This window comes from Listeria grandensis, assembly GCF_014322885.1.
GTDB lineage: Bacteria > Bacillota > Bacilli > Lactobacillales > Listeriaceae > Listeria_A > Listeria_A grandensis.
The window spans coordinates 353,239-368,494 of record NZ_JAASUG010000001.1; the positions used below are offsets into that span (position 1 = coordinate 353,239).

The window sequence follows — 15,256 nt, forward strand, 5'->3', positions numbered from 1 at the left end:
ATCACGCGCCTTACCTTATAGGCGTTTTTTTTTGAGCAAAAATTGAACATAATCAACCCACTTCTTGTTTTGGCATATACCCTGTCATCAATTCTTGCGCGGAGGCAACCTCTTTTTAATCCTTTTCCCATATAAATAGCCTGTTTAGACTCAAGCGCAACAAAAAAGCTTCGAAATGGACAAGCGTATCTCGTAGTTTATACCATCACGCGTTTTAAAAACAAAAAAATATCGCTAGACCGGCAATGTCAGCAGGTTTAGCGATTAAAAGGGAGTTTAAGGTAAGAAAGACTCTCAATTACTAAAAAGGGAGAAAAAGTAATTAAGATGTCGTTGCTTACATGTATAATACCCCGCAAATCTGAAATGCAACCCTTTTTTTAAACATTTTTTTGTTAAAGTTTGATAACAAAAATTACCACAGACCTGGTAAAAATACGAAACTCGTTGCTATGCAACACTTTTTATATTACAGAGTCGGTTTATTTTTCGCTACAGCAATAATAAAACATATCCATCCCGCAATAAATGCAACGCCGCCAAGTGGTGTTACTGCGCCAAGCACGGTTATTTTCGTGATGCTGAGCACGTATAAACTTCCTGAAAACAATACAATTCCGATCGCAAATAAATATCCGGACACCCGCATTAACCCCACATCCGCTTTTCCAAGGAGTAAACCAACAATCAGTATCGCTGTTGCATGAAACATTTGGTATTGCACGCCTGTTTCAAATGTTGTGTGATAGCTTCCCAGCGTTTCTTTCAGCGCATGTGCACCGAATGCCCCAATTCCTACTGCTAATCCTGCAAAAATAGCTCCTAAAATCAACATCTTTCTCATATTCTCATTAGAACCCCCTAAAAATCTAGCAATGAATCCCCATTGGATCCATCTTCTGTTTCCATCTTTTTACTATCCAATGTCATCGGTTTTGCGATTGGCAATTCGCCGGTCATCGCTTGATATTCCATGCTGGAGCTAAGTGTCTCTGCTTTTTCTGTGGTGCCTGCTTGCCCACGCATCACTTCCACCAGAACTGCCAGCCCGTGCAAATGCAGCTGCTTTTCTTGCTCTTTACTAGCATTCTTAGCAAGGCTTAGCTCCTGCTCCATTTTGGCAAATAAAGCCTGATCTGATACTGTCATCGTTTACTTGCCTCCTTGCGCATCATTTAGCGTGCGAATCACGCGTGCCGGGTTTCCTGCGACAACGGTGTTCGCCGCGACATCTTTAGTCACGACAGATCCTGAGCCAATTACAGCGTTATCTCCAATCGTAATCCCAGGATTAATTACACTCCGCCCACCAAGCCACACATTGTTACCGATTATGACAGGCTTCGCAAGCTCCAAACCACTATTGCGCTCGGTCGCGTCCAGTGGATGATACGCCGTATAAATATGAACACCCGGCGCAAACATGCAATTATCACCAATTTTAATCGGTGCACAATCCAAAAAGACACAATCAAAATTCGCATAAAAATAATCGCCGACTTCTGTATTATAACCGTAGTCAAAGCGAACATTAGGCTCCATATAAACCTCTTTCCCCGCCATGCCCAATAATTCACGAATATGTACCGCACGTTCAACCTTATCACTTACCACGCTATTAATCTTTGCACTCAGATGTCTTGCCCGATCACGATCCGCCACTAATTCTGCATCTCCCGGCCGGTACAATTCGCCACTGATCATCTTTTCACGTTCTGTCATCATTCTCCCACCACCATCCTTTTTTATCTACTCCCCCATTATACTGTTTTTCAAGCTAAAAACCTACATAAAAAAGCCTCATTCAAAATATCTTTTTGAACAAGGCTACGTCTCCTTTATTCTGTTATTTTTTCGTTTGTTGGTAGAAATTGAAATACTTTTTTAAATGATCCTGTAATCAAGGTTACGACAGAAAGCACGACTAACACAAATTCTGGCTCGTATCCGCCTAGGAAACCACTCGAAAACTTCACGGTCACAATCGCGACACCTAAAATACCGATGAACAAAATCGAAATATAAGGAACTAATACACCAAAAGCAAGTGCTAAGCCACCGACTAATTCGATACTAGCAACAACATATCCCATAAATCCTGGAATTCCTAGACTCTCAAAAAAGCCTACCGTTCCGCCAATCCCATTTGTGAATTTTTGTAGTCCGTGAAGAAACATCAATCCGCCTAATAAAATTCTGACAAGCAAAATACCGTATTTATTCATATCCTTCCTCTCCTTTTCTAAAGTAGTAAAGCTTATTATGCCCAAAAATTATATCCCACTGATTAACTAGGTATTAAATTTTTCTTAATTTTATGAGCCGATTTTACTTACTGCAATTTTCCCGGAAAAATGATATTCTAGTTATATAGGTACAAAAATGGGAGGATTATATTCTATGATAAAAGTAATTGCTTCAGATATGGACGGCACACTGCTTAATTCCAAAATCCAAGTAGACGCAGAGGGTGTGAAAGCGATCGAGATGGCTCGTGCAAAAGGTATTCACTTCGTTTTGTGTACAGGCCGTATGTATGATGACGCCACGCAACTCATCAATCATGCCAATCTTTATGCACCAGCAATCTGCATGAATGGTGCTGAAATTCGAGATGAGCACGGCAAAATATTAAAACAAATTCCGATTGAGGAAGCATCTGCACGATACACGTATCAAGTTTTGAAAGATTTGGGGATGTATTGTGAATTTTTCACTGATATTGGTCCGATCTCGCCAAATAAAGATAAAGGTATTGAGCTAATGAAAGAAATTCAGCATAAGGTTCATCCTGACTTGAGCGCAGAGGAGATCCATCGCTATGTTGAGGAGCGTTTTGAAAGCAAGGACGTCCATGTGATTGATGATCCTGAGCGTCTTTTCCGAAATAAAGATATTACGATCCTGAAATTTATCGCCTTCTCTTCTGACCAAGCGGTGCTAAAAAAAGCGAAGGATACGCTAGAATCAGAAGGAAATTTGGCGATTAGTTCCTCGTTTTCCGACAATATCGAAATCACGCATATCGATGCCCAAAAAGGACTTTCTTTGCAATACTACGTGGAGCGTATGGGCGTAACAATGGATGAAACCTTCGCAATTGGCGATAATTTCAACGACGTCTCGATGCTAAAAATGGCAGGATACAGCGTCGCGATGGGTAACGCCGAACCGGCTGTTAAAAAGCTTGCAAAGCATGTCACCGACTCTAATGATGAACATGGCGTGGCAACTGCCATTCATAAAATGCTAGAAACCAATAATTAATTTTATAATTCGGAGGGAAAATATCATGACAATCAAAAAAACATTAACTGTTGCAGGCTCAGATTCTAGCGGTGGCGCTGGACTCCAAGCGGATTTAAAAACATTTGAAGAATACGGTACTTTCGGATTTTCAGCGATTACAACGATCGTAACGATGGATCCAGACAACAACTGGAGTCATGGTGTGACACCACTCGATGCAGATTTATTGCGTGCCCAGTTAAAAACGATTCTTTCTGGTGGCCCCGTTGACGCTATGAAAACAGGAATGCTCGGTTCTGTCGAAATTATTGAAGCAACACGTGATGCTATTGATGAATACAACTTGCAAAATGTTGTCATCGACCCCGTTATGGTTTGTAAAGGAGAAGACGAGCTCATCCAACCTGAAAATGCCGAAGCAATTCGCGATCTGTTATTGCCTCGCGCACTAATCACGACACCAAATCTCTTCGAAGCTGGTCAACTTTCCGGTCTTGGTAAATTAACAACGCTTGACGATATGAAAGCTGCTGCTGAAAAAATCGTTGCTCTAGGCGTGAAATATGTCGTTATCAAAGGCGGCAAAGCCCTAAAAAGTGATAAAGCAATCGATCTATTATATGATGGCACGACGTTTACTGTGCTAGAAACACCAAAAATTGATACCAACTTTAATCACGGTGCCGGCTGTACTTTTGCAGCAGCGATCACAGCAGGTCTTGCGAAAGGTCTAACTGTCGAAGATTCCGTGCACAAAGCAAAAGACTTCGTGACCGCAGCGATTAAAGGCGGTTTTGCGCTAAACAAATTTATCGGACCGGTATGGCACGGTGCTTACAATAACGCCGAAAATAGATAAACCCCTTCCAACTAGTGACCTTACTTGATTTTTCAGGTAAGGTTTTTTTATGTGACTATCTTTTCATACCAATTCACGATCTGAACATGGTATAATGGAAACGAAACTTATTTTAGGGGGATTTAAATTCATGACACAAAAAAAAGATGCGATCAATAAAGCGACATCTGAAAAAAATTATTTCTGGCCAATTATGATTTTATCGTTCGTAGCAGTAGTCGTTATTTTACTGTTGTTCTTCTCACCAATCGGTTACCAAGGCAAAGTCGATTATGATCTATCTATTTTCCCACGCTTAAACGCGATTTTTAACAGTTTTACGTTTGTATTTCTGCTGATTGCACTCTGGGCCATTATTGCGAAGAAAAATATTAAGATGCATCGCGGCTTCATTTTAGCTGCCTTTACATCGACGTTATTTTTCCTAGTGAGCTACTTGACATTCCATTACATGTCCGCGGAAACATCGACTTTTGGTGGTGAGGGAATCGTTCGTCCTATCTACTTCTTTATTCTGATTACACATAGTTTCCTTGCAGCTGTCGTTGTGCCACTCGCACTATTCGCACTCGTTTGGGGCTGGACCAATCAAATCGGCAAACATAAAAAAATTGTTCGCTGGACAATGCCTATTTGGCTGTATGTGAGTTTAACCGGAGTGCTCGTTTACTTGTTTATGGCGCCGTATTACTGAGCTTCGCCACATTCATGTAACATTGCTTGGCTATAATTATCATGGGAGAATTGTTGTGCTGTTAGCTTTAAACTAACAAATGAGGTGAAAAATATGGCCACTCGCCAAGATCGTAACAACCCAACACAGAAGAAGAAATTAAGGAAAGGCAGAACTATTTTTACTGTCATCCTCGTCATCATTTTGGCTATCGCAGGAATAGGTTTTTATCAATACAAATCAAGTTTAAATGCGGCTGAATCTGATAATAAAATAAAAGATTTTGAATTTAACGGTCAGAAAGCGGAAGACGCGAATGATCTCAACGTGTTACTAATCGGTAGTGACTCTCGTGGGAAAGACCAAGGTCGTTCCGATTCACTGCTTATTGCCCACTACGATACAAAATCAAAATCTCCAAAACTGGTCTCGATTATGCGTGATACATATGTCGACATCCCAGGTCACGGTCTGAACAAGATCAATGCTGCTTATTCTTTCGGTGGTCCAGAGCTCGTTCGCCAAACGATCAAAGAAAATTTTGGTGTCAATATTGAGTATTATGTTGTTGCTAATTTTGAAGGATTTCCGAAAATTGTTGATACGCTTGCACCAAATGGTATTGAAATCGATGCCGAAAAAGATATGTCTAAAAATATTGAAGCCAATATCAAGGCTGGTAAGCAGTCCATGAACGGCGAGACATTGTTGCAATATGCACGTTTCCGTCATGATGCCGAGAGCGATTTCGGTCGTGTTCGACGGCAACAACAAGTACTGGGAGCACTAAAAGATCAGGCGCAAAGCATTGGTACTGTCACAAAACTTCCAAGTCTAATCGGGACGATGCAAGGTTACACAAATACAAATGTGTCCACTGGTCTGATGATTTCCATTGGGAAAGACTTCATTCTAGGAAATGCGAAAGATATCAAAGATTTTCGCCTCCCTGTCGATGGCACATATAAAGATGTCCGCAATTCTCATGGAGCGGTACTAGACATTGATGTAGCCGCCAATGCGAAAGCTTTACAAGACTTTTTGAAAGACTAAGTAGAAATAAATTACTCGTTTTCATCGACGGGTAGTTTATTTTTTTTGACTCTACTTGCCAAGATGATTATACTATTAGTCAAAGAAGGGCAGTGATTTTTATGGCAAAAAGTACATTTGGAGAAATTCCTTTATCCATTCTCGATTTAGCATCGATCCGCGAAGGCTTTAATGAATCGGATGCTTTTCAAAATAGTAAGGCGTTAGTTCAGTTTGCGGAAGAAACGGGATTTCATCGATATTGGGTCGCTGAACATCACGGGATTGCGGGCGTTGCAAGTTCTGCTACAGCCGTTTTAATCGGATTTCTAGCAGCACAAACCGAAAAAATTCGAATCGGTTCGGGCGGCGTCATGTTGCCAAACCATTCTCCGCTCATCATTGCAGAACAGTTCGGGACACTTGCTACGATCTATCCAAATCGGATTGATCTTGGTCTCGGACGCGCGCCAGGAACTGATTTCAAAACAGCCCGTGCGTTGCGTCGCGATTTACACGAAACCGTGGAAGCTTTTCCGAATTCAGTGATGCAACTTGCCAACTATTTTTCCGATGCTGGCAATGATGGTATTGTCGCCATTCCTGGTCGCGGTTTGCACGTTCCACTATATTTACTGGGTTCTAGCACATACAGCGCCAAACTTGCTGCGAAATTGGGCTTACCGTTCGCTTTTGCTAGCCATTTTGCACCGGATGAACTAGAAAATGCACTGGAGCTTTATCGAAGTCGTTTTGAGCCATCCGATGTTTTAGATGAGCCCTATGCGATGGTCACCGTCAATGCGATTGTTAGTGATACAACAGACGAAGCTAATTTTCTCGCAACATCTGGTTACCTATCCTTTTTAAACCTGACTCGCGGCAACCCTACTCCACTTCCAAAACCAAGAGAAGATATCGATCAAATTTGGACCGATTATGAAAAACATGCGCTGCAACACCAAATGAAATATAGCTTTATTGGTGACCAGCAGAAAGTCACAACCGAATTAAAACAATTTATCGACGTTCACCAACCAAACGAAATTATTGTTGCGTCGAACATCTATGATCCTATGTTAAAACAAAAAAGTTATCAACGCTTAGCTGAAATGTGGTTTTAGGTGCTACTTTTAGACGGATTGCTCTATTTTATTTTTTCGTTCATTGGGGAAGCATTTATGAGCCTGTTTGATCGCAAAGGATCGAATAGAAAGCGAAAAACGCAAAAAAAGAACAGCAAACGAACTAGACGGCGTAATGCCACGCACAAGCATCCACGAAAATCGAAAAAGCTTTAATAGCGAACTAAATAAAGCCGAAAACTAATTTACCCGCTATCATTGGTAGAATAGTTTTCGGCTTTATTTTCATGCTTTTTCCTGATTCGTAATATGATATGTTTTTTCAATACCTGTTTGTGATACCACAACGCCGTGCAAATCGCCACCGAACACTGCACCACCATCAATATCAATAATTGTGCGATCTGGTGAATACCAAATAGCCGCTGATCCATCTTCATTTAAACTCTCTGTGGGGGTATGCCCAACAATAAATGTCTTTCCTGTTTTATTTTCACCCTGTTGAAAAGGTTCACGAATCCAGACCATATCGTGCTCTGACGTCATTTTCCAGTCTGCCATTGTTAAATCGACACCAGCATGGACAAAAACAAAATCGCCCCATTCATAGTAATATGGCCGTTTTCGAATGAAAGCAAGTTCTTCTGCAGCCTCGTCTTCCACACGCCGTGCTAATTCTTCTGGTGTTATTTTTCTTGTCATTGCTTTGTAGGTTATAAAACTCTCAATCGTCTCCATTCCGCCTTGGCTAATGTAATACATCATTTTCTCACTTGGTTCCGCCAGCCAATCTAGCAACATGTTCTCGTGATTTCCTCGCAAAAAAATCGCTCCGTACTGCTTCTCAAGTAGCATTGCTTTACGGACAACCGCTCCCGGATTCTTGCCACGGTCAATTAAGTCCCCGACTGAAAGCAAGCGTTCCTTCTCTGGATTCCATTTCGTCAATAATGCCTCCCATGCCGCTATCTCTCCATGCACATCGCCAACCGCAAAAATATAATCCATTTCTATCACCCCATATGTAGTACCTCTCTATTCGCCTTGGTAAATCAGGCGCTAAAAAGGCTGATCTAACTTGTGTATACGCGTCTTTAGATCATTTTAAAGTTTATTCAATTTCTTTTCAACCGATTTGATCTCTTTTTCAAGTGCATGCATTCGTAGTTCTGTCGCCGAAATCGTTCCATTTACTAAGTTGGTATCATTAAATTGATCTGTTTCACCGAGCAGTTCCTGATGTTGACGACGCAGTTCAATCAAGCGGTCTTCTAAATCTTGTTTTTCATATGCCATTTCTTTTTCACCTCCGAAAGTAATCAGCATCCATTTTACCTTATAGACTATTCCCCTTTACTTGAAAAGTCAATCATTTTGTAAAATCCCTAATTATTGCTGTCATTCGTAACGATTCTATGGTACTTTTAAGTATATATGTATCTTTTGAAAGGAGATAATAAATTTTATGATGAGTATTTCAGAAGTTAGAAAGATGACAAAGCAAGCCTTGAAGGGTAACTGGGGGTTAGCAATTGGTGGAATAGCATTGGCTTACGTGATTTTAGCGGCTGTCTCCATGCTCAATTTCATTCCGGTTCTAGGGACGATTGCGTATTATGTTTTTGCAGGACCGTTTATGATTGGCGCAACTTGGTTTTTCCTTGCTATTAGCCGCCAAGAAAAGCCTGAGATTGGCTATTTATTTAGTGGATTTAAAACATTTGGACGCAATTTACTTGCCGCCGTACTAGTATTTATTTTTACATTTTTATGGAGTTTGCTATTCCTTATTCCTGGTATTATTAAATCGTTCTCGTATTCCCAAACGTTTATGATTTTGCGCGATGATCCGAATATTTCACCACTGGATGCGATTACAGAAAGTCGTCATCGTATGAATGGACATAAAGGTCGTTTGTTCGGTCTTGTGCTGTCCTATGTTTGGGTGTTCTTTATCCCCGTGATTATTATGATGATACTTGCAATTGTGGCGATGGCAACAACTGCTATGTTCGACTATGGTTACCATTCATACTCATATGATTATTACTCAAGTATGCCTGATATGAGCCCAGTCTTTGTGCTTGTGTTTGTTTTAGGCTACTTCTTGATGGCTGCCGTATTGTTTGGTCTAGCGATTTGGATTTATCCACAAGTTCTTATTGCTTGTGCGGTATTTTATGATGATCTTTACGCGAGCACTGGTACGTTTGGTGGCGGCGATACAGACTTGCACGCACCAGAAGATGATACAACATTTGGCGCTATTCCACCAGTGGAACCCGAAGCACCGCATTTTGAAAATAAAACATGGGGCTCTGCGTCTATGGTAGCACCAGATGCATCACCTGAATCTGAGGAAACGCCACCAGCAGAGGCGCCATCAATCGAAGAAGCACAAAACGACACGATAAGCGAAACCGTTCGTCCATCTCAACCTGAACAATCTGTCGAGCAAAAAAATGACGACGAACAAAAATAACATTCCATTAGGCGATGACATTTTTGTTGTGAAAGAGGCTTCGGTATCAGAAGAGGCCTCTCTACAACAATTAATGATTGATACTGCCTCTTGGCTAAAAAGCCGCGGTTCCTCTCAGTGGTCTGATATTCTAGAAGGAATGGATGTCCACGGACTCAGCGACCGCATTCGAGATGGCGAAGTTTTTTTAGTTTTAAGAGGAGCGGAAATAACGGCAGCCTTCATTTTACGAAAAACTGCTAGTGACTGGGATGCACGTCTGTGGAACGACCACGGAAAAGATGCGCCTGCCCGATACTTGCATCGTTTAATGATTGCGCGCGAATGGTCTGGTAAAAACCTCAGTCAAGCGATACTTGATTGGGCAAGCAAAGAAGCCGAACACACTGGCCATGTAGCCGTACGCCTAGATTGCATCGCTGATAATCAAAAATTAAACACATTGTATCAGAACGCTGGTTTTATCAACATCGCGACGGTAGATGGATTCTGTATATACGAAAAAAAACGTAGGAATTAATCCTGCGTTCTTTTTTGTCATTTGGACTATTCACGAAATGCGCTTAATGCAAAATCCGCAAATAGAGATTGAATCCGTTCATTCGCCAAGTCATAATCGTTCGCTTCAAAAGCATCTGCAATAGCTGTAAATTTCTTCACTGTCAAATCACGCTTATCCTCCGATCCTTGTTTCACAACCGTCTCCATCGAGAAATTGTTAATCGTAAAGAAAGTACGCTTCACATTTTCATAATAATATGGATTTGGATCATATTTTAAAATTCGGAAGAAAAATTGATGCTGATTAAAAATATAGTCCTCCATATTTTGCAGATAAGAAGATCGATCCATAGAAGCAATATAGTTACGAAAGGCATCAATATCCAATTGTGTCTTGTTTTTCTTCATTTTCTGAATGGTAGCATCTATAAATACTTCAATAACTTCTAAAAGTTGTGCATATTTAGCAGAATCGATCATCGAATCCCGGACAACGACCCCGCTATATGTACGATAGTCTAGGATACCTTCTGAAACCAGTGCTGTAATCGCTTTACGTATCGGTGATCTACTTACATCTAATTCTTTTGCTAAGCGTTCCTCCGTTAAGTGTTCGTTCGGTTTTAACTCACCAGATTTAATTTTTTCGATAATGCTGAAATACACCATTCTGTCTAGCGTCTTATATTCTCGTTTACTTTTCAATTGATCCGCCACTCCCTATCTTAATTACGAACATTGTAGCATAAGCCCTCGGAAAAAAAAAGCAATTTACAAAACATTACATCACTATAGATAAAATACCTACCAAGTGTTAGCGGAAAGTTTTGATTATAAAATAATTTACTAAATCCCTCACAGTCGCTTTTGCTTCATCAAAATCCTTATGTTGCAGTAACTCATTCAATTTCAATAGCTGCTCCATCAGAAATACACCGTTATGAAATGGAATTAGAAGAATTTCTTTTGGTGCCCTAGTTAAAAAATCAATTCCCATCTTACGAACTGTATTTGCCGCATATGTATTGCCCAAATAGCCCATAAAATCAAAGATAATTTGCCAAATCTCTTCCACAAAAGCAATATTATCCCCCAATTTAAAAGATGCTTCCATTACCTCCAAGCGACGATAAAATAGTTTTGGCTCGTAAGAAATACCCTTATTATTAATCTTATCCATCGTCTTGATCGTGAACAACTCAAGCATTTCCAACATTTCAATAAACTTACCCACCGTCACTTTACTCTCACAAACAATAGCCCCTCGATTGCTCTCAATTGTTAAAAAACCTTCCGTTTCAAGCATCATGAGCGCACGTCGCACAGGAGTACGACTAATCCCAAGCTCTTTTGCAATCACATTTTCAGGGACACGGTCTCCCGTCCGTAATTGTCCATTTAGTATTTTTTCCTTAATTGTTTCATAAGATTTTTTCTCATAGTTTTGTTTTTCCAAGTCGATCGTCCCTCTCGAAGTCTTTTTAAAAGTACTTTTTGCGCCAGAATATGATCGTTGTGATAATTGTAATGACCAGTGTCCCCACCATAATGAGGCCAAATGCATACTCTTGATCAGAGAACGGTAGCTTCACATTCATCCCGTAAACGCTCGCGACAATTGTCGGTAAAGATAGAATAATCGTGAACGACGTCAAAAATTTCATGACACGGTTTAAATTATTCGCAATAACTGACGAAAATGTATCAGACATACCACTTACGATTTGTGTGTACGTATCTGTCATCGCAATCGCCTGCTTGTTTTCAATGATAACATCTTGCAAAAGCTCTTGGTTCTCCATTTTATTAGTATAATGTTCTGCCAGTGCCATCTTGTCCAAAACAGCTTTATTTGACTGAAGCGCTGTTGCAAAAAACACTAAACTGCGTTGAATTGCCATGAATGCATACAATTCCTCATTTTTCATCGATACGTGGATGTTTTTCTCAAGCTCATGCATGTGCTCGATGACCCTATTTAAATAATTGAGGAAATAATAAGAAACCGCGTACAAAATTTGCAAGACAAATTGGATGTGATTAGCCGTATTATACTGCTCCATTCGCCGGTCCATGATATCTTCCAAAACAGGAACCTGCCGCAAAGCCACCGTCACGACAACCTCTTTCGTCGTAATCACCCCGATCGGCATCGTTTTAAACTCTAAAAACCCCATCTCATCTTTCGCTTCCACCGGACAATCAACAATGACTAGTGAATGCTTGAAATTCTCTTCCACATGCTTTAATTCAATACGTGAACGTTCCTGCTCATCCAATGGATCAAGAATATGATCTTTCGGTATCTCCAGTTTCTCCGATAAATAGTCGATTTCATCTGGATTAGGCGCGATGACATGAACCCAACATCCCGATTCATAGCTGTTTATTTGCCCCATCTCACCGTTTTCTTGCGTTTTATAATACTCAATCATTTTCTCTCCTCCAAGCCTAACATTACAAGTGAACTTTACAATACATTTCATTTGTGTTACAATTATTATCAATAAAATAAAATTCGTAACAAATCGAGGTGTCCATCATGGCGTTCCAAATGATAATGATTGGTTTGGGTTTTGCAGTCTTTTTCTTCGTGCTATCTTTTATCATTAGTAAACTTGGAAAGCTCCCTATTTATTGGGTATCGCTCAGTGCAAATACAGGCTTCTTCCTAGCCTTCCTACTTGTTGGGCGCGCGTTTCCAGAAGAGGCACAAACTGCCCTATTTTACTTGAACTTAGGTATTCTAACCTTTGTGTTGATACAAGCCGCACTCGGACTAGCGCACTGGCTGTTAAAGAAAACAGCAACGCGTCAAAAGAACTGGAAACATTCTTAAAGTTAATTATAGCAAAATTTTGCTCATAAAGAAAAGCTAAGCGTCGAAAATGACGCCTAGCTTTTTTGTTGTCAGCTATGCTCAGTAATGCGTAATTTAATCCCATTCGGATCTTCTACTAGAATATCATCATCCTTTTCTTGAAAAACAATCCCTTGTTGTATAAGATACGCTTGCAATTTTTCTATGTCTGCAGTTTTGATTGTGAAATAGGCCAAGCCCGTTTCGTCATCTGCAAGCTTCGGCAGATCGCGCCCAGCCCATATGTTAGCGCCGATATGATGATGATAGTCTCCAGCTGCAAAAAAGAGCGCTGATGGGATCTCTGTCATAATGGTGAAGCCTAACATAGTTTGATAAAAGTTCCGCGTCGCTTCGATGTCACCGATTTGCAGGTGGATATGTCCAACTTTTGTATCCTTTGGCACACCCGACCAATCCATATCGGCACCAGCCATCAAAAGGCCATCCCCATCCACTTGATTTGTCGCCATCGGTAGGTTACCAGCCTCATCTCGTTGCCACTCTGCTCTTGGCCGATCTGCGTAAACCTCTATCCCATTTCCTTCTGGATCCCGAAAATAGAGTGCCTCACTAAAAATATGGTCCCCGGCGCCATCAAGGGGATACTCACTTTCTAGTAGATGTTGCAAAAAACTCCCCAATGCCTCACGACTCGGCAACAAGAAAGCCGTGTGATACAAACCAGTTTTGGCCTCCTTTGGTATTTGGGCTCGCTTTACTTGCACCAATTCCACAAGAATACGTTTCCCAATACCTAGTGAGACACTGTCCGCTGACTCTTCTATTACTTTCAAACCAATTATTTCTTTATAAAAGGCCGCTAGCTTTTGATTATTTTTCGTTTTTAAAACAACTTTGCCAATCTCTGTATGTGGATTTATTTGTATCATTCAATCACTCCTTTGTTGTAACTAATAATATTACAACATACTCATCTGCAAAAGTCCAATCATTCCGCTTACAATTAGTAAGCAATTTAGTGCTCCTATTTTTCGTCATACTCTTTTAATTTACGGTATAATATCGAGCGATGAATACCAAGTTGTTCCGCAGCTTTTGTCACATTTCCATTATTTCTTGCTATCGTTTTTCGAATACAGTGAACCTCTACTTCAGCCAGATACGTTTTTAGATCCTGGAACTTATCTATCTGTTCGTCATAAAACAAATCGAGCGCAAGAGGATACGGACTATTTGAGATTATTTTCTCCAACTTCATCATCCTTTCTGATTGCTCACATATGAACGTATTATAACATAGATGTACTTGAAGAAAAAATCATCGTTTTCCCGAATTTTTATTACTTCATGGTGCGCCGGTGCTCAAACGAAGCAATGTGCTTAGTTAGGAAGAGGAAGGGCTATATTCATCGGCCCTCCTCTCTATACCTTTATGCGAACTCAATGACAGTTCTGCCAACATTCACTGCGCCGATATCATGGAAGTCAGCGAAGGCTTCGTTTATTTGGTCCAGTTTGATTTTGCGCAATACGAGATGGTCTAGATTCAGTTTACCATCCAGATAAAGCTGAGCAAGAATCGGAAAATCGCGGAACGGTTGGGAATCACCGTAGAAACTGCCGCGTAATGTTTTCGCAACTCGGTGAAAACCACCTGCTGGGAGCGCTACCTGTTTACTTGGATGGAAAGCTCCGACAACAACTGTAGTGCCCCCTTTTCGAGTTGCTTTCCAAGCTGTTTCTGTCGCAATCGTATTTCCAGAGCAATCGATGGCATAATTCACACCAAGGTGACCACTCAGCGCTTTAATCTGCTCCACAACATCTTTATCTAGTGAATTGACAGTATGTGTGGCGCCAAATTTTTTAGCTAATTCCAAGTTATCTGGTTTAATATCGCAAGCAATAATTTTTTCAGCTCCAGCGATTTTAGCCCCTTGGATGGCATTCACACCAACCCCGCCAATGCCAAAGATCGCAACTGTAGAACCAGGTGTCACTCCTGCAGCGCGAACAGCAGCATTATATCCAGTCGCCACTCCGCAGCCGATGAGAGCAGCCTCAGCAAACGGCATTTCTTTTGGAATTTTCACGCATGATTTTTCCGGGACAACTGTATATTCGGCGAAAGTCGACAGTAAAGAATAATGATAGGCTTTTTCACCATTGATAGAAAGTCTTGATGTGCCGTCTAGTAAAGTCCCATCAAACATCGGCCCAAATGCCGATTCGCACAAGTGCGGTGTTCCTGATGCGCAATATTCGCAAGTTCCACAAAACGGCACCCAATTTAACGCCACATGGTCGCCTGGTTGGACGCCAGTGACAGCGCTGCCAACTTTTTCAACAATTCCCGCGCCTTCGTGTCCCAAAATGCTCGGCGTCGGTGTGCTGTCGTCTTCATAAGCATTCAAGTCGCTGTGACAAACACCTGTAGCTTTGATTTTAACAAGTACTTCCGTCTCTTTCGGATCGGCCAAATCGACCATTTTAATTTCAAGTGGCTGACCAAGTTTGATCATTACCGCAGCTTGCATTTTCATGATTTATC

General features: G+C 40.9%; 20 protein-coding genes. 8 read left to right on the top strand and 12 right to left on the bottom strand.

The features are described from left to right. Positions 1-469: 469 nt before the first annotated feature. The 4 genes from HCJ54_RS01610 to HCJ54_RS01625 all read right to left on the bottom strand — a co-directional run bounded on the left by HCJ54_RS01610 (position 470) and on the right by HCJ54_RS01625 (position 2,225). Positions 470-844 (bottom strand): DUF423 domain-containing protein, encoded by a 375-nt coding sequence (locus tag HCJ54_RS01610; RefSeq protein WP_187136380.1) that lies wholly within the window; start codon positions 842-844, stop codon positions 470-472. A 17-nt stretch (positions 845-861) separates the two neighbouring features. After that, complete coding sequence (locus HCJ54_RS01615) at positions 862-1,149, bottom strand: YwdI family protein (RefSeq protein ID WP_036066172.1); 288 nt, start codon at positions 1,147-1,149, stop codon at positions 862-864. A gap of 3 nt (positions 1,150-1,152) precedes the next feature. Then, complete coding sequence (locus tag HCJ54_RS01620; protein WP_187136381.1) at positions 1,153-1,725, bottom strand: sugar O-acetyltransferase; 573 nt, start codon at positions 1,723-1,725, stop codon at positions 1,153-1,155. A gap of 113 nt (positions 1,726-1,838) precedes the next feature. Then, entirely contained in the window at positions 1,839-2,225 is a 387-nt protein-coding gene (locus tag HCJ54_RS01625) for a DoxX family protein (protein WP_036066174.1), read from the bottom strand. Between the two features lie 175 nt (positions 2,226-2,400). On the opposite strand from HCJ54_RS01625, the gene HCJ54_RS01630 reads away from it, so the two are divergent. The 5 genes from HCJ54_RS01630 to HCJ54_RS01650 all read left to right on the top strand — a co-directional run bounded on the left by HCJ54_RS01630 (position 2,401) and on the right by HCJ54_RS01650 (position 6,937). Further along, the gene (locus HCJ54_RS01630; protein ID WP_036066175.1) at positions 2,401-3,267 is read left to right on the top strand and encodes a Cof-type HAD-IIB family hydrolase; all 867 of its coding nucleotides are present in this window, start codon (positions 2,401-2,403) and stop codon (positions 3,265-3,267) included. Between the two features lie 25 nt (positions 3,268-3,292). Continuing rightward, on the top strand, positions 3,293-4,108 hold the full coding sequence (pdxK, locus tag HCJ54_RS01635; RefSeq protein WP_185410784.1) for a pyridoxine/pyridoxal/pyridoxamine kinase: 816 nt from the start codon (positions 3,293-3,295) through the stop codon (positions 4,106-4,108). 130 nt (positions 4,109-4,238) lie between these two features. Beyond that, complete coding sequence (locus HCJ54_RS01640; RefSeq protein ID WP_185410782.1) at positions 4,239-4,802, top strand: DUF420 domain-containing protein; 564 nt, start codon at positions 4,239-4,241, stop codon at positions 4,800-4,802. A 93-nt stretch (positions 4,803-4,895) separates the two neighbouring features. After that, a complete protein-coding gene (locus HCJ54_RS01645) occupies positions 4,896-5,834 on the top strand; it encodes an LCP family protein (protein ID WP_187136382.1) in 939 nt (312 codons plus the stop codon). A gap of 101 nt (positions 5,835-5,935) precedes the next feature. Next, positions 5,936-6,937, top strand: a complete 1,002-nt coding sequence (locus HCJ54_RS01650) for an LLM class flavin-dependent oxidoreductase (RefSeq protein WP_187136383.1) — start codon at positions 5,936-5,938, stop codon at positions 6,935-6,937. Positions 6,938-7,183: 246 nt separating this feature from the next. Here the strand turns inward: HCJ54_RS01650 and HCJ54_RS01655 are convergent, their stop codons facing one another. Together HCJ54_RS01655 and HCJ54_RS01660 are read right to left on the bottom strand one after the other, a co-directional pair. Continuing rightward, positions 7,184-7,906: a metallophosphoesterase gene (locus HCJ54_RS01655; protein WP_185526547.1), complete on the bottom strand. Its 723-nt coding sequence runs from the start codon at positions 7,904-7,906 to the stop codon at positions 7,184-7,186. A 96-nt stretch (positions 7,907-8,002) separates the two neighbouring features. After that, positions 8,003-8,194 (bottom strand): Lmo0654 family protein, encoded by a 192-nt coding sequence (locus HCJ54_RS01660; protein ID WP_185410774.1) that lies wholly within the window; start codon positions 8,192-8,194, stop codon positions 8,003-8,005. Between the two features lie 169 nt (positions 8,195-8,363). Here HCJ54_RS01660 and HCJ54_RS01665 point away from each other — a divergent pair, with 169 nt between their 5' ends. Together HCJ54_RS01665 and HCJ54_RS01670 are read left to right on the top strand one after the other, a co-directional pair. After that, positions 8,364-9,380, top strand: a complete 1,017-nt coding sequence (locus HCJ54_RS01665; protein ID WP_187136384.1) for a DUF975 family protein — start codon at positions 8,364-8,366, stop codon at positions 9,378-9,380. Continuing rightward, positions 9,361-9,900: a GNAT family N-acetyltransferase gene (locus tag HCJ54_RS01670; protein ID WP_187136385.1), complete on the top strand. Its 540-nt coding sequence runs from the start codon at positions 9,361-9,363 to the stop codon at positions 9,898-9,900. The genes HCJ54_RS01665 and HCJ54_RS01670 overlap by 20 nt, the downstream gene beginning before the upstream one ends. 26 nt (positions 9,901-9,926) lie before the next feature. On the opposite strand, the gene HCJ54_RS01675 is transcribed toward HCJ54_RS01670, so the two are convergent. From HCJ54_RS01675 to HCJ54_RS01685, 3 genes are all read right to left on the bottom strand, one after another. Further along, on the bottom strand, positions 9,927-10,586 hold the full coding sequence (locus HCJ54_RS01675) for a GntR family transcriptional regulator (protein ID WP_187136386.1): 660 nt from the start codon (positions 10,584-10,586) through the stop codon (positions 9,927-9,929). A gap of 109 nt (positions 10,587-10,695) precedes the next feature. Continuing rightward, entirely contained in the window at positions 10,696-11,337 is a 642-nt protein-coding gene (locus HCJ54_RS01680) for a GntR family transcriptional regulator (protein WP_187136387.1), read from the bottom strand. Between the two features lie 25 nt (positions 11,338-11,362). Then, a complete protein-coding gene (locus tag HCJ54_RS01685; RefSeq protein WP_187136388.1) occupies positions 11,363-12,316 on the bottom strand; it encodes a magnesium transporter CorA family protein in 954 nt (317 codons plus the stop codon). A gap of 107 nt (positions 12,317-12,423) precedes the next feature. Between HCJ54_RS01685 and HCJ54_RS01690 the strand changes: the two genes are divergently transcribed. Next, complete coding sequence (locus tag HCJ54_RS01690) at positions 12,424-12,720, top strand: hypothetical protein (RefSeq protein WP_187136389.1); 297 nt, start codon at positions 12,424-12,426, stop codon at positions 12,718-12,720. A 71-nt stretch (positions 12,721-12,791) separates the two neighbouring features. Here the strand turns inward: HCJ54_RS01690 and HCJ54_RS01695 are convergent, their stop codons facing one another. From HCJ54_RS01695 to HCJ54_RS01705, 3 genes are all read right to left on the bottom strand, one after another. Beyond that, positions 12,792-13,634 (bottom strand): VOC family protein, encoded by an 843-nt coding sequence (locus HCJ54_RS01695; protein WP_187136390.1) that lies wholly within the window; start codon positions 13,632-13,634, stop codon positions 12,792-12,794. Between the two features lie 95 nt (positions 13,635-13,729). Next, a complete protein-coding gene (locus HCJ54_RS01700; RefSeq protein WP_241433307.1) occupies positions 13,730-13,957 on the bottom strand; it encodes a helix-turn-helix domain-containing protein in 228 nt (75 codons plus the stop codon). Between the two features lie 178 nt (positions 13,958-14,135). Further along, positions 14,136-15,248 carry a Zn-dependent alcohol dehydrogenase gene (locus HCJ54_RS01705; protein WP_187136392.1) on the bottom strand — a complete coding sequence of 371 codons (1,113 nt, stop codon included), beginning with the start codon at positions 15,246-15,248 and terminating at the stop codon, positions 14,136-14,138. Positions 15,249-15,256 lie beyond the last annotated feature (8 nt).